At 72.0% G+C, this 23058-nt stretch carries 27 protein-coding genes and 1 riboswitch; of the genes, 10 read left to right on the plus strand and 17 right to left on the minus strand.

The genetic code is table 11. The features are described 5' to 3' along the window. The first annotated feature begins 98 nt into the window (after positions 1–98). Together BLS99_RS14525 and BLS99_RS14530 are read left to right on the plus strand one after the other, a co-directional pair. Positions 99–1112, plus strand: a complete 1014-nt coding sequence (locus tag BLS99_RS14525) for a phosphotransferase (protein ID WP_091050893.1) — start codon at positions 99–101, stop codon at positions 1110–1112. A 48-nt stretch (positions 1113–1160) separates the two neighbouring features. Beyond that, a complete protein-coding gene (locus BLS99_RS14530) occupies positions 1161–2258 on the plus strand; it encodes a C45 family autoproteolytic acyltransferase/hydrolase (RefSeq protein ID WP_176953365.1) in 1098 nt (365 codons plus the stop codon). On the opposite strand, the gene BLS99_RS14535 is transcribed toward BLS99_RS14530, so the two are convergent. Continuing rightward, positions 2207–2626: a DUF6463 family protein gene (locus tag BLS99_RS14535; protein ID WP_091050900.1), complete on the minus strand. Its 420-nt coding sequence runs from the start codon at positions 2624–2626 to the stop codon at positions 2207–2209. The two genes, BLS99_RS14530 and BLS99_RS14535, sit on opposite strands and share 52 nt — an antisense overlap. Positions 2627–2686: 60 nt before the next feature. Between BLS99_RS14535 and BLS99_RS14540 the strand changes: the two genes are divergently transcribed. Next, positions 2687–3277, plus strand: a complete 591-nt coding sequence (locus BLS99_RS14540) for a TetR/AcrR family transcriptional regulator (protein ID WP_091050903.1) — start codon at positions 2687–2689, stop codon at positions 3275–3277. On the opposite strand, the gene BLS99_RS14545 is transcribed toward BLS99_RS14540, so the two are convergent. From BLS99_RS14545 to BLS99_RS14585, 9 genes are all read right to left on the minus strand, one after another. Beyond that, on the minus strand, positions 3274–4083 hold the full coding sequence (locus BLS99_RS14545; protein WP_091050907.1) for a TrmH family RNA methyltransferase: 810 nt from the start codon (positions 4081–4083) through the stop codon (positions 3274–3276). The two genes, BLS99_RS14540 and BLS99_RS14545, sit on opposite strands and share 4 nt — an antisense overlap. Before the next feature lie 76 nt (positions 4084–4159). Then, entirely contained in the window at positions 4160–5194 is a 1035-nt protein-coding gene (locus BLS99_RS14550; RefSeq protein WP_091050910.1) for an SPFH domain-containing protein, read from the minus strand. Continuing rightward, positions 5182–5697 carry an NfeD family protein gene (locus BLS99_RS14555; RefSeq protein WP_091050913.1) on the minus strand — a complete coding sequence of 172 codons (516 nt, stop codon included), beginning with the start codon at positions 5695–5697 and terminating at the stop codon, positions 5182–5184. The genes BLS99_RS14550 and BLS99_RS14555 overlap by 13 nt, the downstream gene beginning before the upstream one ends. Positions 5698–5792: 95 nt before the next feature. After that, positions 5793–6851, minus strand: a complete 1059-nt coding sequence (locus BLS99_RS14560) for a ferrochelatase (RefSeq protein WP_091050917.1) — start codon at positions 6849–6851, stop codon at positions 5793–5795. Positions 6852–6861: 10 nt separating this feature from the next. Further along, positions 6862–7644: an enoyl-ACP reductase FabI gene (gene fabI, locus BLS99_RS14565; RefSeq protein WP_091050920.1), complete on the minus strand. Its 783-nt coding sequence runs from the start codon at positions 7642–7644 to the stop codon at positions 6862–6864. 45 nt (positions 7645–7689) lie between these two features. After that, positions 7690–8394, minus strand: coding sequence for a beta-ketoacyl-ACP reductase (locus BLS99_RS14570; RefSeq protein WP_091050923.1), 705 nt, complete (start codon positions 8392–8394; stop codon positions 7690–7692). A 102-nt stretch (positions 8395–8496) separates the two neighbouring features. Continuing rightward, the gene (locus BLS99_RS14575; protein ID WP_091050927.1) at positions 8497–9447 is read right to left on the minus strand and encodes a VWA domain-containing protein; all 951 of its coding nucleotides are present in this window, start codon (positions 9445–9447) and stop codon (positions 8497–8499) included. A 14-nt stretch (positions 9448–9461) separates the two neighbouring features. Continuing rightward, a complete protein-coding gene (locus BLS99_RS14580; protein ID WP_091051472.1) occupies positions 9462–10316 on the minus strand; it encodes a DUF58 domain-containing protein in 855 nt (284 codons plus the stop codon). Positions 10317–10362: 46 nt separating this feature from the next. Then, positions 10363–11442 (minus strand): AAA family ATPase, encoded by a 1080-nt coding sequence (locus BLS99_RS14585; RefSeq protein WP_091050929.1) that lies wholly within the window; start codon positions 11440–11442, stop codon positions 10363–10365. A gap of 421 nt (positions 11443–11863) precedes the next feature. Between BLS99_RS14585 and BLS99_RS14590 the strand changes: the two genes are divergently transcribed. The 4 genes from BLS99_RS14590 to BLS99_RS14605 are packed head-to-tail and all read left to right on the plus strand — an operon-like array spanning position 11864 to position 14586. Continuing rightward, positions 11864–12427, plus strand: coding sequence for a hypothetical protein (locus tag BLS99_RS14590; RefSeq protein WP_091050933.1), 564 nt, complete (start codon positions 11864–11866; stop codon positions 12425–12427). A gap of 23 nt (positions 12428–12450) precedes the next feature. Next, entirely contained in the window at positions 12451–12657 is a 207-nt protein-coding gene (locus BLS99_RS14595; protein ID WP_218126508.1) for a hypothetical protein, read from the plus strand. Between the two features lie 7 nt (positions 12658–12664). Then, positions 12665–13171: a PH domain-containing protein gene (locus BLS99_RS14600; protein WP_091050937.1), complete on the plus strand. Its 507-nt coding sequence runs from the start codon at positions 12665–12667 to the stop codon at positions 13169–13171. After that, the gene (locus tag BLS99_RS14605) at positions 13168–14586 is read left to right on the plus strand and encodes a PH domain-containing protein (RefSeq protein WP_091050939.1); all 1419 of its coding nucleotides are present in this window, start codon (positions 13168–13170) and stop codon (positions 14584–14586) included. Before BLS99_RS14600 ends, BLS99_RS14605 begins: the two co-directional genes overlap by 4 nt. On the opposite strand, the gene hisG is transcribed toward BLS99_RS14605, so the two are convergent. Continuing rightward, a complete protein-coding gene (hisG, locus tag BLS99_RS14610) occupies positions 14583–15440 on the minus strand; it encodes an ATP phosphoribosyltransferase (protein WP_091050943.1) in 858 nt (285 codons plus the stop codon). The genes BLS99_RS14605 and hisG overlap by 4 nt on opposite strands. A gap of 14 nt (positions 15441–15454) precedes the next feature. After that, complete coding sequence (locus tag BLS99_RS14615) at positions 15455–15718, minus strand: phosphoribosyl-ATP diphosphatase (RefSeq protein WP_091050946.1); 264 nt, start codon at positions 15716–15718, stop codon at positions 15455–15457. A 226-nt stretch (positions 15719–15944) separates the two neighbouring features. Here BLS99_RS14615 and BLS99_RS14620 point away from each other — a divergent pair, with 226 nt between their 5' ends. After that, positions 15945–16649, plus strand: a complete 705-nt coding sequence (locus BLS99_RS14620; protein WP_091050949.1) for a GH12 family glycosyl hydrolase domain-containing protein — start codon at positions 15945–15947, stop codon at positions 16647–16649. A gap of 61 nt (positions 16650–16710) precedes the next feature. Here the strand turns inward: BLS99_RS14620 and BLS99_RS25735 are convergent, their stop codons facing one another. Next, positions 16711–17463 carry a TetR/AcrR family transcriptional regulator gene (locus BLS99_RS25735; RefSeq protein WP_176953366.1) on the minus strand — a complete coding sequence of 251 codons (753 nt, stop codon included), beginning with the start codon at positions 17461–17463 and terminating at the stop codon, positions 16711–16713. 109 nt (positions 17464–17572) lie between these two features. On the opposite strand from BLS99_RS25735, the gene BLS99_RS14635 reads away from it, so the two are divergent. Beyond that, on the plus strand, positions 17573–18484 hold the full coding sequence (locus tag BLS99_RS14635) for an NmrA family NAD(P)-binding protein (protein ID WP_091050956.1): 912 nt from the start codon (positions 17573–17575) through the stop codon (positions 18482–18484). Here BLS99_RS14635 and BLS99_RS14640 read toward each other — a convergent pair. Next, a complete protein-coding gene (locus BLS99_RS14640) occupies positions 18477–18752 on the minus strand; it encodes a DUF1905 domain-containing protein (protein ID WP_091050960.1) in 276 nt (91 codons plus the stop codon). The two genes, BLS99_RS14635 and BLS99_RS14640, sit on opposite strands and share 8 nt — an antisense overlap. A 180-nt stretch (positions 18753–18932) precedes the next feature. Here BLS99_RS14640 and BLS99_RS14645 point away from each other — a divergent pair, with 180 nt between their 5' ends. Continuing rightward, positions 18933–20372, plus strand: coding sequence for an ArnT family glycosyltransferase (locus BLS99_RS14645; protein ID WP_218126509.1), 1440 nt, complete (start codon positions 18933–18935; stop codon positions 20370–20372). 50 nt (positions 20373–20422) lie between these two features. On the opposite strand, the gene ribH is transcribed toward BLS99_RS14645, so the two are convergent. From ribH to BLS99_RS14660, 3 genes are read right to left on the minus strand one after another with little or no spacing between them, the layout of a single operon-like run. Then, entirely contained in the window at positions 20423–20893 is a 471-nt protein-coding gene (gene ribH, locus BLS99_RS14650; protein ID WP_091050963.1) for a 6,7-dimethyl-8-ribityllumazine synthase, read from the minus strand. A 1-nt stretch (position 20894) separates the two neighbouring features. Beyond that, complete coding sequence (locus BLS99_RS14655) at positions 20895–22160, minus strand: bifunctional 3,4-dihydroxy-2-butanone-4-phosphate synthase/GTP cyclohydrolase II (protein ID WP_091050967.1); 1266 nt, start codon at positions 22158–22160, stop codon at positions 20895–20897. Then, complete coding sequence (locus BLS99_RS14660) at positions 22157–22747, minus strand: riboflavin synthase (RefSeq protein WP_091050971.1); 591 nt, start codon at positions 22745–22747, stop codon at positions 22157–22159. The genes BLS99_RS14655 and BLS99_RS14660 overlap by 4 nt, the downstream gene beginning before the upstream one ends. A gap of 89 nt (positions 22748–22836) precedes the next feature. Then, positions 22837–22980: riboswitch (FMN riboswitch) on the minus strand. Positions 22981–23058 lie beyond the last annotated feature (78 nt).

Here is a 23058-nt window from a genome sequence, read left to right on the forward strand (position 1 = left end):
CCCCGGCACGAGACGAAACTTTACACGACGGTGCCGGGGGTTGCGCAAGGGGGGTTCGCGGTCGGTGCGGGGGGCGGGCGGCGGCTACGCTTGGGGGCATGACCGTGACCGCGCCTCGACTCCCCGACGCGGCGCTGGCGCATTGGGATCTGGGGCAGATCTTCCAGATGCAGCGGGTGCAGACCGGGTTGATGAACCGGTCCTGGCGGGTGGACACCTCGACCGGGTCGTACCTGCTGAAGCTGTTCCGGGACGTCACCGGCCCCGAGCTGCAGTTCCAGTTCCACGTCCTCCAGACGCTGGGCTCGTCGGGCGTGCCGGTCGTGCTGCCGGTGTTCAGCCGCGACGGGCGCACCACCATCTTCCTGGAGGGCGAGGAGTTCGGCGTCTTCCCGTGGGTCGGCGGCCGGCACCGCTCGGGTCTGTCGATGTCCCGCGAGGCGTGCCGCGACCTGGGGGCCGTCATCGGTCGCCTGCACCGGACCCTGCACGCGTCGATCCCCGCGGACCGGGCGCCGAAGGCGGAGAACCCGCCGACGACCGAGGCCGCATTGCAGAAGGTCGACCGGCTCCTGGAGCTGGTCGCGGCGGGCCGGGGCGACAAGACCGGGTTCGAGGCGACGGCGGAGCAGACGCTCCGGTTGAAGCGGGGGCTGCTGGTGCGGCTCGGAGACCGGCGGCCGCCGGACCTGGCGCCGCAGTACACCGGGTACACCCACGGCGACCTGCACCCGCACAACGTGCTGCACGGGCCCGACGACCGGATCTCGGCGATCCTGGACTGGGACCGGCTGACCGTGTCGTCGTACGCCCGGGAGATGGCGCGCGCCGCGGTGTTCTACTTCACCTACGGCGATGAGCGGGGTCTGGACTGCGACCGGATCCGGGCCTTCGCCGGTGGTTACCGCAGTGTGTTCGACGTCGGGGAGCCGGAGATCGGGCTCGCCACGCACCAGCTGTGGTGGGACCGCCTGACCGACAACTGGGTCATCGAGTGGCACTACGTGCGCCACAACTCCGCGTGCGACCACCTGCTCCCCGGCCAGACCGGGCTCGTGAAGTGGTGGACCATCCACTACTCGCAGGTCGAGCAGTCGCTGATGGGCCGCTAGGGAAATTCGCGGTGGCGAGGCGATATCGCCTCTGTCACAATGGCACGCATGACTCAACTGCCCCTCATCCACCTCCAGGGAAGCCCCTACCGGCAAGGCGTGCAGCACGGCGAGCAGCTCAGCGAGCAGATCGCCCAGAACGTGGCCGTCTACCGGTCCCGCATGCTCACCTCGGGTCTGAAGGAGGCGGAGCTCGCGGAGCGGTCCCAGCGGTACCTCGGGGTCTTCACCCGGGAGGACTCGCTGTACCGGGCGATCATGGACGGGATCGCGGACGGGTCGGGGCAGAACCTCCTCGACATCGCGCTGTTGAACGCGCGGTACGAGCTGCTGTACTCGGCCTGGAGCGAGTTCGGGCGGCCCACGGTCGACAGCATCCGGTCCGAGTGCACCTCGTTCGGCGGCGCCGACGGGGTGTTCACCGCGGGCGGCACCCACATCGGGCAGAACTGGGACTGGTTCACCGGCGTCGAGGGCGCGCTGCTCCAGTGGAAGCACGGCGAGACGACCGTGGTGGGGTTCACCGAGGCCGGCGTCGCCGGGACCAAGATCGGGATCAACTCGGCCGGGATCGGCCTGTGCGTCAACGGACTCGGGGCCAGCGCCGACGACTGGAAGATCGACTCGGTGCCGTTCCACCTGCGCACGTGGCGGATCCTCCAGTCCACGTCGCTGTCGGAGGCCGTGGGCCACGCGACGGCCCCGCGCCCGGCGTGCTCGGCGAACTTCTTCGTCGGGAGCGCGGCCTCGGGAGTGGCGACGGTGGAGACCTCGCCGCTGGGGTCCCGCGTGATCTACCAGACCGGTGACGCGCCCCTGGTGCACGCCAACCACTTCCGCGACCCCGAAGCGCTGGGCGTGTACCAGAGCTGGCTGGAGACCGGCCGCGTCTCGACGTACCACCGCTGCGAGCGCATGGAGCACCTGCTGGCCGAGGAGGCGCCGGTGTCGACCGAGCGGCTGCACGCGGCCATGCGCGACCACGAGGGCGGGCCGCTGGGCCTGTGTCGCCACCCGGTCGAGACCGACCCGGAGGAGCTGCGGACGCACACCGCGCTCGCGGCGCACCTGGAGCTCGACGCGCTGAGGTTCTCCTACACGTGGGGCCCGCCCTGCGAGTCGGAGTTCACCACGGTCGCCTTGTAGCCCTTGCGGGTCCCGGCGCCGAGGAGGACGGCGCCGATCGTGGCGGCGATCCACGGCGCGGGCTCGAAGACCAGGCCCGCGGCGACCGACCAGGCGCCGACGATCCAGGCGAGGAACGCCGGAGGGACGATGCCGCGGCGCTCCAGCCACAGGACCGTGAGGCCGAGGGCCAGGAGCGGGGCGCCGAAGCTGCCGAAGGTCATCCAGAACGCGCCGGAGGCCGGGGACATCTCGGCGAGGGTGCCCTCGGGCAGCCACAGGTCGCCGCCGGCCCACGCGCCCGCGTGGCGGGGCGCGAGCAGCGCGAATCCGAGGACGAGGTGCAAGGCGCCCAGGACGGTGAAGATCCAGCCGGCCCACTTGGTCATGACGACTCCTTAATTACGGAACTGATAGTTCCAATACTATCGGTTCCCTATCCTAGGGGCATGCCGGAACCGAAGCAGAACGTGGGCCGTCCTCGCGACGCCCAGATCGACGGCGCGATCGTCCGCGCCACCCGTGAGCTGCTCGTCGAGCGCGGGTACGCGAAGCTGACCGTGGACGCGGTGGCCGCGCGCGCCGGGATCGGGAAGGCCGCGATCTACCGGCGGTTCGCCACGAAGCAGGAGATGATCTTCGCGGCCACCGTCCACGACATGCGGGAGCAGCCGCCGCCGGACTCGGGGTCGCTGCGCGGGGACCTCGCCGCGGTCTGCCGCACCATCGCCGCGCAGCTCGGCGAGGCGCCGCCTGACGTGCTGCACGGGCTGCTCGCCGACATCCACGCCGACAAGGAACTCGGGGCCCGGTTCACGGGGAGCTTCATCGAGCGCGAGCGGTACGTCCTGGACGTAGTCCTCGACCGCGCGCGCGAGCGCGGGGAGCTGGAGGACCGGCCCGACACGGCCACGGTGCACGCGCTCTTGATCGGGCCGGTGTTCTTCTGGCTGCTCATCCTCGGCGGGGACCGCGAGCGGGTCGAGGCGCTGTCGGCGACCGTGGCCGAGTCGGTGGCGGACTTCCTGGTGAAGGCTTAGCGCGCCGGCTGCGACAGCTCCCAGCACGCGACGGCCGTGGCGGCCGCGACGTTGAGCGAGTCGACGCCCGCGTGCATCGGGATCACCACGGTCCGGTCGCACGCGTCGAGCGCGGCCTCGGTGAGGCCGGGGCCCTCGGCGCCGAAGAGCAGGGCCGGGCGCTCGCGTTCGGCGGCGGTGAGCTGTGCGATGTCGACCGCGCCCCGCGAGGGGCTGAGGCCGTGGAGGGTGAAGCCCGCCTCGCGGACCTGCGCGAGCCCAGCGGGCCACGGGTCGAGGTAGGCGTACGGCACCGCGAACACCTCCCCCATCGAGACGCGCACGCTCCGCCGGTACAGCGGGTCGGCGCAGTCGGGGGCCAGCAGGACGCCGTCGAAGCCGAGACCCGCGGCGACCCTGAAAATGGCGCCGATGTTGGTGTGGTTGTTCAGACCTTCGAGGACCACCAGCCGCGTGACGCCGGCCAGGAGTTCGGCCGGTTCGGGGAGGGGCTTGCGGTGGAAGGAGGCCAAGGCGCCGCGGTGGACGTGGAAGCCGGTCACCGATTCGAGGACGTCGGGCCCGGCGGTGTAGCAGGGGGCGTCCTCGGCGAGGTGGGCGAGCTGGTCGGCGCGCTTGGCGTCGATGAGCATGGAGCGCATGCGGTACCCGGCGCGCAGGGCGCGGCCGACGACCTGGTGGCCCTCGGCGATGAACAGCCCGTGGGGCTGCTCGAAGCGGGTGCGCAGGGCCAGGTCGGTGAGCGCCCGGTAGTCCTCCAGGCGGTCGTCGGCGGGGTCGTCGATCTCGATTACGCGGTCGGGCACCCCGAGATTGTCCACCACGGGACGCAGGACGCCCCCGGGCGGCCCGCGGGCCGCCCGGGGGCGTCACTGGGCGGGTCTAGGCCGGGGCGGGCGGGAGCTCGCCGCGGTCCTTGCCCTCGCCGATGTCCTGGACCTCGCGGGCGGCCTGCTGGGCCGCTTCGAGGGCCTGGAGCGCGGAGTCGTCGAGTTCGAGCGCGCTGGTGTCGACCTCGACCTCCTCCTCCTCGCTCGGGCCGGACTTGTCGGCGCCGCCGAAGGCGTTGCCGATGCCGCCGAGGGCCTTGGTGAGCTCGGCGGGGACGACCCAGACCTTGTTGGCGGTGCCCTGGGCGATCGTGGGCAGCGTCTGGAGGTACTGGTAGGTCAGGAGGCGGTCGGTGGGCTTGGCCTTGTGGATGGCCGCGAAGACCGTCTGGATGGCCTTGGCCTCACCGTCGGCGCGGAGCACCGCGGCGTCGCGCTCGCCCTTGGCGCGCAGGACGGCGGACTGCTGCTCGCCCTCGGCCATGAGGATCGAGGAGCGCTTGGTGCCCTCGGCGTTGAGGATCGCGGCGCGGCGGTCGCGCTCGGCGCGCATCTGCTTCTCCATGGCGTCGCGGATGCTCAGCGGCGGTTCGATGGAGCGCAGCTCGACGCGGGTGACCTTGAGGCCCCACTTGTCGGTGGCCTTGTCGAGCTCGGCGGCGAGGCGGGCGTTGATCTCCTCGCGGCTGGTGAGCGTCTTCTCCAGGTCGAGGGAGCCGACCACGTTGCGCAGGGTGGTGGTGGTGAGCTGCTCGACGCCGGCGAGGTAGTCGTCGATGTTGTACACGGCCGCGGTGGGCTGCGTGATGATGTAGTACAGCACGGTGTCGATCTGGACGCCGAGGTTGTCGGCGGTGATCACCGGCTGGGGCGGGAAGTTGACGACGCGCTCGCGGAGGTCCACTTTGGCGCGGACGGAGTCCACGAAGGGCACCAGGAGGCGCGGCCCGGGTTCGAGCGTGCGGCGGTAGCGGCCGAGGCGCTCGATGATGTAGTTCCACTGCTGCGGCACGATCTTGATCGATCGGAAGAGCACGATGATCAGGAAGAACGCGACGATCAGGAGCAGTATGCCTACGGGTTCCATGGTTTCTCAGCCTCCAGTGGTCTGGCGGATCGGCGGGCTATGGGCAGAAGACTACTTAACGACTGCTTCCACACGATCACGGTCGCTCCCTTGATCTCGACGACCGTCACCGTGTCGCCGGGCTCGAGGAGCTGGTCGGGTTCGAGGGGGTAGGCCGTCCAGTTGTCGCCGGCGATCTCGACGAGGCCGCCGGTGTGGTCGACCTTCTCGATGACGCGCGCGTTCGCGCCCTCGATCGCGCGGGTGCCGAACGGGCGGTGGGAGGTGTCGCCCTTGGAGTCGGATTCGAGGGCCTGCTTGAGGAACGGGCGCAGGCCGAAGATCGAGGCGACGGAGCCGACGCCGAAGAGCACGGCCTGGAGCCACAGCGGGGCTCCGACGGCGGCGCCCAGTCCGGCGAGCACGGCCCCGACGGCGACCATGGCGAGGACCAGGGTGCCGGTGAAGAGTTCGACCGCGCCGAGGATAACGGCGACGATGATCCAGATGAATACGTCGTCCACCCGTCAAGCATGTCATGCGGGCGGGACCAGCGGGGATTACGGTCCGGGCCCGCGCACCGCGCGGCAGTGCGGGCGGTGCGGTGCGCGGGTCCGGTTCAGCGGTTGCGGTGCTTCTCCGGGGCCGGGGGCCGGCGCGCGGGGCAGCAGCCCTCGACGGTCGGGTCCCAGACCGGGAGCTTGCCGAGGCGGCGCAGGGGCGCGCCCTGGACGCGCTCGGCGACGAGGTCGCGGAACATGCCGACGAGGTCGGCGTCGACCGTGGGCGTCCCGGCCCGCAGGTAGCGCAGCCCGAGCTCGGCGGCGGTCTCCTTGGCCTCGTTGTCGAGGTCCCACAGGACCTCGATGTGGTCGGAGAGGAATCCGACGGGGCTGACCACGACGGTGTCGACGCCTTCGGAGGCGAGGACCTTGAGGTGGTCGTTGACGTCGGGTTCGAGCCACGGCATCGCCGGCGGTCCCGAGCGGGACTGCCAGACCACGTCGAAGGGCCCGGTCCAGCCCGCGTGCTCGGCGACGAGCGCGGCGGCCTCGGCGACCTGGTCGGAGTAGCGCGCGCCCTCGGGGCCCGAGCACTCCTCCATGACGTCGGGGATCGAGTGCGCGGTGAAGACGACCCGCGTCTGCGACCGGTCCTCGATCTGGTCGAGCGAGGCCCGCAGCTGCCGGGCGAAGCCGCCGACGAACCCGGGGTGGTCGAAGAAGTGGCGGATCTTGTCGATCTGCGGCGCGGTCTCGCCGACGGCGGCGCGGGCGGCGTTGATGTCCTCCACGTACTGGCGGCACGAGGAGTAGGAGCCGTACGCGCTGGTGCACAGGGCGAGGGCCTTCTTGACGCCGTCGCCGGTCATCTGCGTGACCGCGTCGACGAGCATCGGCGGCCAGTTGCGGTTGCCCCAGTAGATCGGCAGGTCGATGCCGGCCTTGCGGAACTCCTGGCGCAGGGCCTCGATGACCTCGCGGCACCACTGGTTGATCGGCGAGATCCCGCCGAAGTGGTAGTAGTGCTCGGCGACCTCGGCGAGGCGCTCGTCGGGGATGCCGCGGCCGCGGGTGACGTTGCGCAGGAACGGCAGGACGTCGCCGGGCCCCTCCGGCCCCCCGAAGGAGACGAGGAGGACCGCGTCGTACGCGCTGGTGGTGTCGTTGGCTGTCATGGCGCCTCCGCTACTGCTCGGTGCGCTCGACCCCGACGGCGTGGAAGCCGCCGTCGACGTGGACGATCTCGCCGCTGGTCGCCGGGAAGAGGTCGGACAGGAGGGCCGCGCACGCCTTCGCGACGGGCTCGGAGTCGGTGAGGGACCAGCCGAGCGGGGCGCGCTTGGTCCACGCCTCCTCGAACGCCTCGAAGCCGGGGATGGACTTGGCGGCCATGGTGCGCTGCGGGCCGGCGGAGACCAGGTTCACGCGGATGCCCTTGGGGCCCAGGTCGCGGGCGAGGTAGCGGTTGACCGCCTCCAGGCCGGCCTTGGCGACGCCCATCCAGTCGTAGACCGGCCACGCCTGCTGCGCGTCGAAGTCCAGGCCCACGATCGACCCGCCCTCCTCCATGAGCGGCAGGGCGGCGACGGCCAGGGACTTGAAGGTGAACGTCGAGACCTCCACGGCCTTGGCGACGTCGGCCCACTCGGTGTTGAGGAAGTTCCCGCCGAGGGCGCCGGGCGGGGCGAAGGCGATGGCGTGGAGGACGCCGTCGATGCCGGAGACGTGCTCGCGGACCTTGTCGGCGAGGCCGGCGAGCTGCTCGGGGTCGGTGGCGTCGAGCTCGACCACGGGGGCGGGCTTGGGGAGCTTCTTCGCGATGCGCTCGACCAGGGAGAGGCGCCCGAAACCGGTGAGGACCACGTCGGCGCCCTGCTCCTGCGCGTACTTGGCCACGCCGAATCCGAGTGACTGCTCGGTGATGACACCGGTGACGAGCAGCCGTTTGCCGTCCAGGATTCCAGACATGTGAGTTCCTCCGTCGTGATAGCTGCTTGAAAACTTGTGCGGGCCCTAGTGGCCCATGCCCAGTCCGCCGTCGACGGGGATGACCGCGCCGTTGACGTAGGCGGCGCTGTCGCCGGCGAGCCAGGTGACGGCTCCGGCGATCTCCTCGCCGGTCGCGAAGCGCTTCGCGGGGATCGAGTCGAGGTACGCCTTGCGCTGGGCCTCGGGGAGCGCGTCGGTCATGTCGGTCTGCACGAAGCCGGGCGCGACGACGTTCGCGGTGATGTTGCGCGAGCCGAGTTCGCGGGTGACCGAGCGGGCGAGGCCGACCAGGCCGGCCTTCGAGGCGGCGTAGTTGGTCTGCCCGGCGTTGCCGTAGAGGCCCACGACCGAGGAGATGAAGATCATGCGGCCGAACTTGGCGCGGAGCATCTTCGAGGAGGCGCGCTTGGCGACCCGCCAGGCGCCCTTGAGGTTGGTGTCGACGACCCGCTCGAACTGGTCCTCGCTCATGCGCAGCAGCAGCGTGTCGTCGGTGATGCCGGCGTTGGCGACGAGCACCTCGACGGGGCCGAACTTGTCCTCGACCTCGGTGAACGCCGCGTCGACGGAGGCGGTGTCGGTGATGTCGCACTGGACGCCGAAGAGGCCGTCGGGGGCGCCGGAGCCGCGGTGGGTGACGGCGACGTTGTCGCCCTGGGCCGCGAACGCCTTGGCGATCGCCAGGCCGATCCCGCGGTTGCCTCCGGTGACGAGGACGGTGCGCGCCATTGTCCGATCTCCCTCATGTTTCCTTGTACGAAGCCACCGACGATCGTAGCGACGGCCCACCTCAGGGGCGAAGGGGCCTTCACGCACCGTGTGGTGCCGGACTCACGTGAGGCGGGAGGTCCAGGCCAGGCTCAGGCCCGCGGCGGCGAACAGGAGGACCATCGCGGTGCCGATGAACCACTGCGAGACGTCCTCGGCGATGGTGCGGTAGCCGAGGGAGGAGCCCATGTCCTCGTAGACGGCGCGCAGCTGCTCGGCGGTGACGGCCTCGTAGTAGTCGCCGCCGGTGGCCTCGGCGAGCCCGGCGAGGGCGTCGCGGTCGACCGGGACGGAGACGAGCTCCTCGTCGAGTTCGATGACGCCCTCGTCGGTGCCGAAGGCGACGGTGGAGACGGGGATCTCGGCCGCGGCGGCGGCCTCGCCGGCCTCCTCGACGGTGCGCCCGGCGGTGCGGTAGCCGTCGGAGAGCAGCAGGATGCGGGCGGGCGCGAGCTGCCCGGACTCGTCGGCCATGACCTGCTGGACGGCCTGGAGCGAGGCGAAGACGGCGTCGCCGGTGGCGGTGGCCTCGGCGAGGGTGAGGCCGTTGATCGCGGTGGTGACCTCGGCGCGGTTCTTGGTGGGGGGCACCACGACCGAGGCGAACCCGGCGAAGGACACGAGGCCGACGTTGTACTGCTCGGGCAGTTCGGCGACGAAGTCGGAGGCGGCGGCCTTGGCGGCGTCGATGCGGGTGGGGTCGACGTCGGAGGCCATCATCGACAGCGACACGTCGATGGCGAGGATGACCGTGGCCCGCTCCTGGGGCTCCTCGACGTCGACCGCGGGCCGGGTCATGCCGCCGACGAGGACGGCCAGCGCGATGACGAGCAGGCCCGCGGGCAGGTGGCGGCGCCAGCCGGGCAGGCGCGGGACGAGCTTGGCCAGGAGGGAGGCGTTGGCGAACCTGACGGCGACCCGCTGGCGGGCGAACTGGGCCCAGACGTACACCCCGGCGAGGATCGCGACGGGGACGAGCGCCAGCAGCCACGCGGGTTCGAGCAGGCGGATCAACGGTTCTCCTTGGGTCAGCGGTAGGCGGCGAGGTGGCGGCGCTCGGCGACGAAGGCGGCGATGTCGCGCAGCCAGTCCGAGCCGGTCGAGAGGCGCAGGTGGGCGGCCCCGCCCGAGCGGATGCCGGCGGCGATGCGGGCGCGCTGCTCGGCGGCGGCCTCGGCGTAGCGGGCGCGGAAGCGGGCGTTGCCGGTCTGGACCTCCACCGTCTGGCCGGTCTCGGGGTCGATGAGGTCGAGGACGCCGACGTCGGGCAGGGCGAGTTCGGCGGGGTCGAGGACTTCGACGCACAGGACCTGCTGGCGCACGGCCAGGCGGCGCAGTTCCCGGGGCCAGTCGCTGGGGTGGTCCTCGTCTTCGAGGAAGTCCGAGATGACGACGGCGAGGCCGCGGCGGCGGGCGTGGCGGCGGGTCTTGTCGATGAGCTCGGCCAGGTCCCCTGCGCCCTCGCCGCGCGGCAGGCCGGTGACGGCGCGCAGGAGGGAGCGGGCGCCGCCGCGGCCGGGGCGCGGGGGGATCGCCTTGGCCGGGCCGCCCTCGGTGACGACGGCGCCGATGCGGTTGCCGCCGCGGCCGGCGAGGTAGGCGAACGCGGCGACGGCGCCTTCGGCGAGTTCGCGCTTGAGCATGCCGACGGTGCCGAAGTCGAGGCTCGGGGAGAGGTCGACGGCGAGCCAGGTCTCGAGTTCGCGGTCGGCGATGGTGGTGCGCACGTGGGGGACGGTGGTGCGGGCGGTGACGGGCCAGTCCATGCGCCGCACGTCGTCTCCGGCGCGGTACTCGCGGGCCTCGCCGGGCTCGGATCCGGCGCCGGGGAGCAGGCCCAGGTAGTCGCCGTGGAGGAGCCCGTCGAGGCGGCGGGTGACCATGAGCTGGAGGCGGTCGAGGGCGCGCAGGTCGGCGGCGTTCACGCGGCTACCAGGCCCCCGGCTGCTGGGGCTGCTGGTAGGAGGGCGAGGGCTCGGGCGGGCGCGGCGCGGCGTCCTGGCGCGGGGTCACGGTGGGGGCCGGGACGGCGGCGAGGAGCTGGAGGACGAGGCGGTCGGCGGTGATGCCGTCGGCCATGGCGTCGTAGGAGAGCACGAGCCGGTGGCGCAGGACGTCGGGCGCGATGTCGTCGAGGTCCTGCGGGAGCGCGTAGTCGCGGCCGCGCAGGAGCGCGATGGCGCGGGTGGCGCGGATGAGGCCGAGGGAGGCGCGGGGGCTGGCGCCGTACTGGATGTGGCGGGCGATGGCGCCCAGGCCCGCGGCGGCGGGGTTCCGGGTGGCCATGACGATGCGCACGGCGTAGTCGACGAGGGCGTTGTGGATGAAGACGCCGTCGGCGGCCTGCTGGAGGCGCAGGAGGTCGTCGGTGTCGAGGACGCGGTCGGGGACGGGGGTGTCGACGCCCATGCGGAAGACGATCTCGCGCTCTTCGGCGTCGGTGGGGTAGCCGACGTTGATCTTGAACAGGAACCGGTCGCGCTGGGCCTCGGGGAGGGGGTAGACGCCCTCCTGCTCGATGGGGTTCTGGGTGGCCATGACGAGGAAGGGCTTGGGGAGGACGTGGGTCTGGCCGCCGATGGAGATGCGCTGCTCGGCCATGACCTCCAGCATCGCGGACTGGACCTTGGCGGGGGCGCGGTTGATCTCGTCGGCGAGGACGAAGTTGGTGTAGACCGGGCCGAGCTCGACGTCGAAGGTCTCCGAGGACTGGCGGTAGATGCGGGTGCCGACGATGTCGGCGGGGACCAGGTCGGGGGTGAACTGGATGCGGTTGAAGTCCGATCCGACGACCTTGGCCATGGTCTCGACGGCGAGGGTCTTGGCGACGCCGGGGACGCCTTCGATGAGGCAGTGGCCGCGGGCGAGGAGGGCCGCGAACATGCGCTCGACGAGGGCGTCCTGGCCGACGATGACCTTCTTGATCTCGAACAGGGCCTTCTCCAGCAGCGCGGCGTTCTCCGCCGGGGTCGGCAGGCCGTTCGCTCCCGATCCCTCGGGTGATCCCATTTCGGCTCCAGCTCTCTGGTCGACGGCGCGGCGGTCCGGTCCCCCGGGGCCGCCGGTGCGCTCGGTGGTGCGGTCCGGTGGTGTCGATGGTAGTGCGCCGTTTCGAGGGGCGCAGGGGCCCGGAGGGACCCGTTTCGCGACATCGCACCGCTTTTTGTCGGGAACCCGACAGTTGACGCCGAACCCCTTGGGGCGCAGCAGGTCTAGACTGCGCGCGTCGAAATCCGGCAAACCCCCAGGGGGTTTTTGCCCTGGAGCGTGACGCGCCGCGCGGATTCAATCCGTTGCTGCGAAATGTCGGAGCGCTATGCTTTCTGCAACCCGCACGACTTCCCCCGTGGTCGTGCGGGTCTCTCGTTTCCCGGGCGGCTCGCGTTTCGCGGGCCCGCCCGCAGGTCGAAGCGCCACTAGAATCACTCTCATGTCCCGCCGTCGCCAGGCCCTCCTCCTCCCCGGACGCAACTACAGCGTCCAAGGGCCCTTGCTGATGTACACCCACGTGGCGCTGCAATCGCGTGGGGCGCATACCTATCCGATCGAGTGGACGAACGTCGACCGCCTCGCCGCGGACGGGCAGACCATGGTCGAGGGCGTGTGCGAGCAGACCGAGGCGGTCCTCGACCGGGTCCACAACGACGACCCGCCGCTCCTGGTCGGCAAGTCCCTCGGGACCGCCGCGGCCGTCCTCGCCGCCCACCACGGGCTCCCGGCGATCTGGTTCACCCCGTTCCTCCAGCACTACCCGATCGTCAAGGCCCTGCGCCGCGCCACCGCGCCGTTCCTGCTCATCGGCGGCACCGCCGACCCCGCCTGGAACGAGGCGCTGGCCCGGGACCTGCCCGGCGAGGTGTGCGAGGTCCGCGGCGCCGACCACGGCATGTTCCTGCGCGGGCGCCCCCTCGTGGACTCGGCGAACGCGCTCGCCGACGTCATCGAGGCGGTCGAGGCGTTCATCGACACAGCCGTGTGGCCTCGCCACGGCTGACCGCGGTGACGGACAATCGCACTGTGTCCGAGACCGACCCTGTGAACGCGCCCGTGTGCTCCTCCCGCGGCTGCCGCGCCGACGCGGCCTGGATGCTGCTGTGGCGCAACCCCCGCATCCACGGCGCCGAGCGCGTCAAGCGCTGGGCGGCCTGCGACGAGCACCTGCCGGTGCTCCGCGACTTCCTCACCGCACGCGGATTCCCGTGCGAGACCGCGAAGGTGGAATGATCGAGCCATGAGCCCGAAAGCGACCCCGGTGTGGGACCTGTGGCCCGGCGACCTCCAGTGGCAGCCGATGTCCCCGCAGCTGCGCAAGGTGTGGGTGCTGCGGAGCTGGATCAACCTGTTCTTCCTCGCCGTCGCCGCGGCCGTGCCGCTGACGATCTGGCTCGGCTGGGAGGGCCCGCTGTGGGCCCTCGGCGGGTACGCCGTCCTCGCCTCGCTGCGGTCGTGGGCCGTCGCTCGCACGGTGGCGACCTGGGGCTACGCCGAACGGGACGAGGACCTGCTGGTGCGCCACGGGCTCCTGACGCGCCGGCTCAGCATCGTCCCCTACGGCCGCATCCAGCTCATCGACCTCTCCGCGGGGCCGATCGAGCGCATGTTCGGCCTCACCACCGTCCAGGTGCGGACCGCGGCACTCGGCTCGACCACCGAGGTCCCCGGCCTCGACCCGCCCGTCGCCTCCGCGCTGCGCGACCGGCTCGCCGTCCGGGCCGCCGAGGTCCGGGAGGGCCTGTGAGCGACGAGCCCGCGCCCTCGCTCGCCGAGGCGCCCTACGGCCCTGAGCCGTCCGCGCCGACCGCGCCCCCCGCGGGCGTCCAGCGACAGCGCCTGCACCCGCTCACGCCGCTGCTGGAGAGCTTCCGGTTCCTCACCGCGGCGGTCGCGGCGGCGGGCCTCCAGGCGTTCACCTCCCGGAACTTCCTGTTCGCGATCTACATCGCACTCGCGGCGGCCGTGGTCGGCGGGATCGCGAGCCTCATCGCGCTCCAGTACCGCGGCTTCGTCATCTGGGGCCGCGAACTGCACATCTACGGCGGCGTGTTCACCCGCAGCCACCGCACCGTCCCGCTCGACCGGCTCCAGTCGGTGGACCTGGCCCGGCCCATCCGGGCGCGCCTGTTCGGGTTGGCGCAGTTGAACATCGAGGTCGCCGGGGGCGACGGGACCGACGCGAAGCTCGCGTACCTCAAGGCCGACCGGGCCCTGGAGCTGCGCGCGGAACTGCTGGCGATCGCCGGGCGCCCGCCCGCGGAGCCGGCCCCCGAGCCGGCCGAGGGCGCGGTGCCCGACCGGGACGCGGGGCTCCTGGTGCCGCAGCTGACGGTGAAGCGCCTGGCGCTGGCCTCGGTCCTGGAGGCCCTGCCGGTGCAGCTCACCGCGATCCTGGTGTTCGGCACGGCGTTCGCCGTCACCGGGTCGATCTTCGGGTTCAGCACGGTCGCCACGACCCTGTGGGTGGGCTTCTTCGCCCCCGCGCTGCTGGGGTACCTCCAGAGCACCGTGGCGATGGTGAACCGGTTCCTGCGCAACGGGCGCTTCAGGATCGGCCGCGACGGCACGAACCTGCTCATCCAGCGCGGCCTGACCGACACCAGCCACGAGACGGTGCCGGTCGACCGGGTGACGGGCGTCAGCTTCGACGAGCCGGTCCTGTGGCGCTCGCGGCGGTGGCGGCGCGTCGAGGTGTGGACCGCGGCCGTGGCGCAGCAGTCCGCGACGGCGGTCAAGTCGACCACGGCGCTGCCGGTGGGCGAGCCGGACCAGGTGGCGGTGGTGGCCGCCGCGGCGGTCCCGGACCTGCCGAGCGTGTTCGCCACCGAGCGGCCCCCGCGGCGGGCGCGGTGGCGGATGCCCCTGCGCTGGAAGCGGACCGGGGCGGCGCTGACGGACCGGGCGTTCGTGGTGCGGCACGGGTACTGGGTGAACACCCATGTGGCGGTGCCCTACGCGCGCATCCAGTCGGTGAAGGTCACGCAGGGCCGCGTCCAGCGGATGCAGGGCCTGGCGACGGTGCGCGCGCTCGCCGCGGGCGGGCTCGGGCACGACGCCGTGGCGCTCCACCGGGACGTGGGCGAGGCGGTCGCGATGGCCGCGGAGCTGCGCGAGCGTGCGGACGCCGCGGCGGCCCTGGAGCGGCCGCGGCTGTCCTAGAGCGGTCCTAACAGGCGGCAGGCGTCGATGTTCGAGGCGAGGATGCCGCGGGCGCCCAGCTCGTAGAGGGCGTCCATGACGCGGTGCAGGTCGGCGCGCTCGGTCATCGACTGGACGGCGACCCACCCTTCCCGATGCAGCGGCGAGACCGTCGGCGACTCGATGCCGGGCGTGAGCTCGACGGCGGCCTCCAGGAGCTCGGCGCGCACGTCGTAGGCGAGCATCACGTAGGAGCGGGCGACCAGGACGCCGCGCAGGCGCCGCAGCAGCTGCTCGGTGGCGCCGTTGCCGGGGTTGCCGCCCTTGCGGACCAGGACGGCCTCGGAGTGCATGATCGGGTCGCCGAAGACGGCGAGCCCGGCCTGCTTGAGGGTCGTGCCGGTCTCGACGACGTCGGCGATCGCGTCGGCGACCCCGAGGGCGATGGCGTTCTCGACCGCGCCGGCGAGCTTGACGATCTCGGTCTTGACGCCGTGCTGCTCCAGGTCGCGGCGGACCACGCCCGGGTAGGAGGTGGCGATGCGCTTCCCGTCGAGCCCGGCGACGGCGTCGACCTCGCCGGGGCGGGCCGCGTACCGGAACGTGGAGCGGCCGAAGCCGAGGGCCAGGACCTCGTCGACCTCCGCGCCGGAGTTGACGGCGAGGTCGCGGCCGGTGATGCCGAGGTCGAGGTCGCCGGAGGCGACGTAGGTGGCGATGTCGCCGGGGCGCAGGTAGAAGAACTCGACGCCGTTGGCGGCGTCGACGGACTGGAGGTCGCGGCTGGAGCGGCGCTGCCGGTAGCCGGCCTCGGTGAGCATGTCGGTGGCGCCCTCGGAGAGCGCGCCCTTGTTGGGCACGGCGATGCGGAGCATGCGGATGGGCCTTTCTAGAGGTACCGGTAGACGTCGTCGACGCTGATGCCGCGGGCGACCATCATCACCTGGAGGTGGTAGAGGAGCTGGGAGATCTCCTCGGCCGCGGCCTCGTCCGACTCGTACTCGGCGGCCATCCAGACCTCGGCCGCCTCTTCGACGATCTTCTTGCCGATGGCATGGACGCCGGCGTCGAGGGCGGCGACGGTGCCGGACCCCTCGGGGCGGGTGACCGCTTTCTCGGAAAGTTCGGCGTAGAGCTGCTCGAAGGTCTTCACATCCGTGAATGCTACGCGCCGGACCGCTCCGGGCCCGCGCCGACGCGGCGCGGCGACCGCAGTGCGGGACGGGTGGGACCGGGATCACGCGGGGGCGGCGAGGGGCGATGACGGTCGGTGACCGGGCTGGACATTAATTTGGACATCTGGTTTAATTAACGTATCGACATTTGTCACTCGAATGTCGGTGACTGAGACCGCGACTCTTGAGAAAGGCGCACCGCCTATGCGACGCAGATCGCTCCTCACCGCCGCGCTGGCCGCCCCCGTGGCCACCGCGGGCGCCGTCGGCGCCCTGCAATCCCCGGCACAGGCCGCCGTCTGGTCGTCCTCCGCCCAGTGGGGCAACTGGACCACCGGCGCCTACACGCTCTACAACAACATCTGGGGCTCGGGCGCGGGCCCGCAGACGATCTGGGCGAACTCCGCCTCCAACTGGGGCGTGTGGGCGAACCACCCGAACACCGGCGGGATCAAGTCGTACCCGAACGTGTCGTACACGCTGGGGCGCAACGTCTCCAGCATGGGGAACGTCTCCAGCTCGCACAACATCACGGTGCCGAGCGGATCGGGACTGGCCTACAACGCCGCGTACGACGTGTGGGGCAACGGCCACGCGCACGAGATCATGATCTGGACGAAGTGGACCTCGAACGTGGGCCCGCTCGGCAGCTTCCAGACCAACGTCAACCTCGGCGGCCGCAACTGGGGCTACTACCAGGGGCACAACGGGTCGAACCCGGTGTACAACTTCCTGGCGCACACCCAGACCACGACCTCGACGGTCAACGTCACGGCGCACTGCCAGTGGCTGGTGAACACCGGCCGCATGCCGAACGTGCGGATCGACCAGATCCAGTTCGGCTGGGAGATCACCTCCTCGGCCGGGGGCTACGACTTCAACTGCAACAGCTACTCCCTCAGCGTCTAGGACGCGGACGGGCCTCCCGCCTGGGGCGGGAGGCCCCTTTGCCGTCGCCGTACGGCCCGGATCAGGCCCCTCTCCGCTTGTCGCGGAACGCCTTCTGGCGGCAGGCCGGGGAGCAGTACTTCGCGGGGCGCCCGGTGCCGGCGGGGGCGATCGGCGTCCCGCAGACCGGGCAGGCGCCTTCCGTTACGGCGGTTTCGTTACTCGGTTCGGGCACGGACCGGGTTTCGTTACGAATCTGGGGGTTCCGTTGCACCCGGAGGCCGTCCCAGACGACCTCGACCAGGCGCCGGGCGCGGTCCGGGGAGCCGGTGGCGCCGGCCATGCCCACGCAGCACGAGAGCAGCGCCCGCACGTCCTCCAGGTCGAGGTCGCCGCGCACATGGCCGGACTCCTGGACGCGGCGCAGGAGGACGGCGAGGGGCGAGTCGATGACGCAGGCGCCGGACGCCTTGGCGGGCTCCATCCAGTCGCCCCGCCCGGCCAGGGCCTCGCAGATCGCGCGGTTGGCGAGCGCCTGGTCGGCGAGGAATCCCAGGTAGGAGAAGAACGCGGTCTCGGGATCGGGGTGGCCCGCCATCGCGGCGCCGTACTCCCCGAGGGCGCTCAGCCGCTCGTCGAGGACCGTGGCGAGGAGGGCGTCCTTGGTGGGGAAGTGCCGGTAGACGGTGCCGGCGCCGACCCCAGCGGCGGCGGCAATCTCCCCCAGCGAGACGGCGGTGCCGCCCTCGCCGAAGAGGCGGTCGGCCGTCTCCAGGACCTTCCGCCGGTTGCGCTGCGCGTCGGCGCGCTCGGCCCGCTTCGCCGTCGTCGGCATCCCGCCCCCTCTCGTGCCCGCCGTTAAACGGGTGTAGTGTTCCGTTTCAGCAACCGGGTCGCCGCCTCCGATACTAGTCGGCGGCCCCTGGAACGGAAAGGACCTCACCATGTCCTCCGATGGGAAGACCATTCTCGTGACCGGCGCGACCGGCCGCCAGGGCGGGGCCGTCGCGGCCCGACTCCTCGCCGACGGCTGGCGCGTCCGGGCCCTCACCCGGGACGCCTCCAGCGCGAAGGCCAAGGCGCTCAAGGAGTCCGGCGCGGAGGTCGTCGAAGGCGACCTCGGCGACCGCAACTCGCTCGACCGGGCCGCCGCGGGCGCCTGGGGCGTCTTCAGCGTCCACGCCGGGGCCTACGAAGGCGGGCCGTACGGCCACGACCTCGGACACGAGGAGCGCTCGGCCGCGAACCTCGGGGCCGCCGCGAAGCAGGCGGGGGCGGCGCACCTCGTGCACTCCTCCGCGGTCGGCGTCGGCGGCCCGCTGGAGCCGCACATGGAGATGCTCCAGCGCAAGGCCGAGGCCGAGCGGGCGATCCGGGCGAGCGGCGTGCCGTACACGATGCTGCGGCCGACCTCGTTCATGGAGAACACGTTCGACTCGTTCCGGGAGCTCCAGGACGGCGCGCTCGTCACGGCCCTGCACGCCGGCACCTACGAGCCGCACATCGCCGCCGACGACATCGCGGCCTTCGCCGCCATCGCGTTCGCCGACCCCGCCGCGCATGAGGGGAAGGCGTACGAGCTCGCCGGGGACGACATCACGCAGCTGGAGAAGGCCGCGATCATCTCGCGGGTCACCGGCCGCCAGGTGCCGTACGTCGGGATCAACCCCGCCGCCATCGCCGAGCAGAGCCCGTCGACGGCGAAGACGCTGGCGCTCATCAACGAGCACCGCATCGAGGTCGACATCCCGGCGCTCAAGCGGGTCCACCCGGGCCTGCTGACGTTCGAGCAGTGGATGACCGGGATCGGCAGGCCCCTGGTGGACGCCTACTTCGCGCGCGCCGACGCTACGTGAGGCGCTGGGACAGGTGGACGGTCACCGGCTCGCCCGCGGCGCTCTTGCCGATGGCCTTGCACAGCGCGGCCCGCACGGGCAGCCAGTGCGGCCCCTGGCCCGAGGGCATGAGGGTCGCGGCGAACTCGTGGCCGTCCATCGTCCCGGTGACCTTGACGGCCCGGCGGGTGCCCAGGAGCTCCGCGGAGCCGGGCACGGTGAGGTAGGTCGCGAAGGCGCCGTCCTTCTCGATCGGCGCGGTGAAGTGGTGGTCGAGGTCCTGCGGCATGTCGCCTCCTGGTGTCGGTGGTACCGGTGGAGACGACGCGCGGGCGGCGGATTCATCGCCCGGCCGCACCGACTCAGGCGGCCGCGGAAACCGCCCCGCGTGCGGCGAGGCGATGCGCGGGGGCGGGAGGGGGACGCGGTACGCTCGCCTCCGGGACCCCCTCACCCATGAAAGGCCGCCGTGCGACCGCTCCATCGACTCCACCCGACCTTGGCGAGCCTCGCGCTCGCCGCCGCCCTCGCCCTCACCGGCACCCGGTACGACTACCACCGCGACGAGCTGTACTTCCGCATGCTCGACCCCGCCTGGGGCTACGTCGACCAGCCGCCCCTCACCCCGCTCCTCGGCCAGGCGTCCATCGCCCTCTTCGGCGACACGCTGTGGGCGCTGCGCCTCCCCTCGGTCCTGTGCATGCTCGGCGTGCTGTGGCTCGCCGTCCTCGTCACCCGCGAGTTCGGCGGCGGCAGGGCCGCGCAGGCGCTGTGCGCCTGGGGCCTCGCGTTCGGCGGGGTCGCCCTCGCCTTCGGCCACACGCTGTCCACCGCCACGGTGGACCTCCTGGTGTGGGTCGCGGTGCTGCTCTTCGTGGTCCGGGCCCTCATGCGCGACCCGCGCTGGTGGCTCGCGGTCGGCGCGGCCACCGGGATCGGGCTCTACAACAAGCACCTCATCGTCCTGCTGCTGCTCAGCCTCGCGCTGGGGCTGCTCGCGGCGCGCTCGCCGAACGGCCTGCGCTCCAAGTGGCTGTGGGCCGGGGTCGCGCTCGCGCTCGTCCTCGGGTCGCCGAACCTGGTGTACCAGGCCGTCAACGACTGGCCGCAGCTGGAGATGGCCTCGGCGATCGGCGAGACCGACGGCGAGGAGAACCGGATCCTCCTGCTGCCCTTCCAGTTCCTGCTCGTGGGCCTGTTCCTGGTCCCGGTGTGGTTCGCGGGGGTCTGGGGCCTGGTGCGCCGCACCGACTGGCGCCCGGCCCGCGCGCTCGCGATCGCCTATCCGGTGCTCCTGGTGATCGTCCTGGTCACCGGCGGCCAGTTCTACTACCCGATGGGCCTGGTCATCGTGTTCTACGCGATCGGCTGCGCCCCGGTCGCGGCGTGGGCGCGCGGGCGCGGACGGCGCGTCCTCCTCGTGGGCGCGGTGGCGCTGAACAGCGCGATCTCCCTGGTGGTGGCGCTGCCGCTCATCGCCGTGGACGAGGTCGGCGAGACGCCGATCCCCGACATGAACAACTCGGTGCCCGACCAGGTCGGGTGGCAGGCGTACACCGACCAGGTCGAGGCCGTGGTCGCGGACGCGCCCGAGGCCGGGGCGATCGTCACGGCGAACTACGGCGAGGCCGGGTCCCTGGACCGGTACGGCGAGGACCTGCCGCCGGTCTTCAGCGGCCACAACGCCCTCCACCAGTACGGTCCTCCCCCGGCGGACGCCGACACGGTGGTCTTCGTCGGCATGCCGCCGGGCTTCGTGAGCGGGTACTTCGACGAGTGCGTCGCGGAGGCGGAGCTCGACAACGGCGTGGGCGTCGACAACGAGGAGCAGGGCGTCCCGGTCGTGGTCTGCACCGGCCTGCAGGGGACCTGGGACGAGGTCTGGCCGGACTTCCGGCGCTTCAGCTAGCGACGCCGAAAGCCGCGCCCGCGAATCCGGGCGCGGCTTTCGCGCGCGTGCTAGTCGAGCGAGCGGATCGCCAGGGCCGCACCGAGGGCGGCCACGACCGCCTCGTAGCCCTTGTCCTCGGTCGAGTCCGCGAACCCGGCGCGGGCGAGCGCCTGCTCCTGATCATCCACAGTGAGCACACCGTGGGCGACGGGGGTCGACTCGTCGAGCGCGACCCGCGTGAGCCCCTCGGTGACCGACTTGCAGACGAAGTCGAAGTGGGCGGTGCCGCCGCGGATGACGGTGCCGAGGGCGACCACGGCGTCGTACCTGCGGGCGAGCGCCTGCGCCGCGATCGGGAGTTCGACGGCCCCGGCGACGTGCAGGACCTTCACCTCCGCGACCTTGGCGTCGGCGGCGGCGTCGAGGGCGCGCTTGAGCAGCTGCCCCACGACGGCGGCGTTCCAGTCCGTGGCGACGACGCCGAGCGTGAGCCCGGTGGCGTCGGGGACCTTGGCTTCGGGTGCTCCGTGTCCGGCCATGCTATGCGGCTTCCATTGCGGTGACGGGCGCGAGCCGGGGCAGGTCCGCGAGGAGGTGCCCCATGCGGTCGCGCTTGGTGGTCAGGTAGGCGATGTTGTCGGGCGTGACGTAGGTCGGCAGCGCCACCCGGTCGACGACCTTGAGGCCGTGGCCCTCGATCCCGGCGCGCTTGTCCGGGTTGTTGGTCAGCAGCCGCATCGACTTGATGCCCAGGTCGGCGAGGATCTGCGCGCCGATGCCCCAGTCGCGGGCGTCGGCGGGCAGGCCCAGTTCGAGGTTCGCGTCGACGGTGTCGCGGCCCTGGTCCTGGAGCTGGTAGGCCTGGAGCTTGTGGACCAGGCCGATGCCGCGCCCCTCGTGGCCGCGCATGTAGAGGACCACGCCGCGGCCCTCGGCCTCGACGGCGCGCAGGGCGGCCTGGAGCTGCGGACCGCAGTCGCAGCGCAGCGAGCCGAAGGCGTCGCCGGTGAGGCATTCGGAGTGGACCCGGACGAGGACGTCCTCGCCGTCGCCGATGTCGCCCTTGACGAGCGCGACGTGCTCGTTGCCGTCGAACACGGCCCGGTAGCCGACCGCGGTGAACTCGCCGGCCTCCAGCGGCAGGCGGGCCTCGGCGAGGCGCTTGACGTGCACTTCGTTGCGCTGGCGCCACTCCACGAGCTGGGCGACGGTGATGAGCGCGAGGCCGTGCTCGTCGCAGAAATCGCGGAGCTCGGGCAGGCGCATCATGGTGCCGTCGTCGTTCATCATCTCGGAGAGCACGCCGACGGGCTGCTTGCCCGCGAGGCGGGCGAGGTCCACGGCGGCCTCGGTGTGGCCGGTGCGCACGAGCACGCCGCCCTCCTTGGCGCGCAGCGGGACCACGTGGCCGGGGCGGCTGAGGTCGCCCGCGGCGGTGGCCGGGTTCGCGAGCACGCCGATGGTGTGCGCGCGGTCGGCGGCGGAGATGCCGGTGGCGATGCCGCGGCGGGCGTCGACGGTGACGGTGTACGCGGTGCCGCGCGGGTCCTGGTTCTCGGCGGCCTGGGGCGGCAGCTGGAGGAGGTCGGCGCGGTCGGCGGGCATGGGGACGCACAGGTAGCCGCCGGTGTGGCGGATGGTGAACGCGACGAGTTCGGGGGTCGCGTCCTCGGCGGCGAAGATGATGTCGCCCTCGTTCTCGCGTCCCTCGTCGTCGGCGACGATGACGGGCCGGCCGGCCTTGATCGCGGCGATGGCGTCGTCGACGGTGTCGAGGACGATGTCCTCCACGTGGATGTCGTTCATCGGTTGCCTCCGGCAGATTCCAAGAGCTTTTCGACGTGCTTGGCGACGACGTCGGTCTCGATGTGGACCGGGTCGCCGACCTGCTTGCGGCCCAGGGTGGTCGCGTCCAGGGTGGTGGGGATGAGGCCGACGGTGAACTCGTCGCCGTCGATGTGGGCCACGGTGAGGGAGGTGCCGTCCACGGTGATGGACCCCTTCTCGACCACGTACTTCGCCAGGCCGGCGGGGAGGCGGAAGGTGACTTCCTCCCACTCGGCGGCGGGCGTGCGCTTGACGATGTGGGCGACGCCGTCGACGTGGCCCTGCACGAGGTGCCCGCCGAGGCGGGTGGTGAGGGTGGCGGCGCGTTCGAGGTTGACCCGGTCGCCTTCGCGCAGGTCGCCGATCGCGGTGCGGCGGTAGGTCTCCGCCATGACGTCGGCGGTGAACACGTCGCCGTCGACCTGGACGACCGTGAGGCAGACGCCGTTGACGCTGATCGAGTCGCCGAGGCCGGCGTCGGAGGTGACGAGCGGGCCGCGGACGGCCAGGAACGCTTCACCGGCCTTGACGACTTCGCCGAGTTCTTCGACGATTCCCGTGAACACGATTGGAACTCCCTACCTGCTGCGTTGCTGTGCGGCGCGCAGGCGGGGGCAGGAGAAATGCTCGCAGGGGCCACCAGTGGCCTCCCGCGTTGCGTCTGCTCCCATCCGGACTTTGACCGTCGGTCCTGGATTCTCACCAGGTCAACCGTCCGCTGGTTGCGGACGGGTCGCGGACTCGCGGCCTCTCGGCCGCTCACCGCCGGCTCGGAATTTCACCGACCCCGCTGACGCGCGTTTGCTACAAGGAATTGTGCCACGGGGATATTCCACGGCGATGCGGACTGTGACGCACCCTACTTGCCGCCCGGTCG

The organism is Glycomyces sambucus, assembly GCF_900102815.1.
Classification (GTDB): domain Bacteria; phylum Actinomycetota; class Actinomycetes; order Mycobacteriales; family Micromonosporaceae; genus Glycomyces; species Glycomyces sambucus.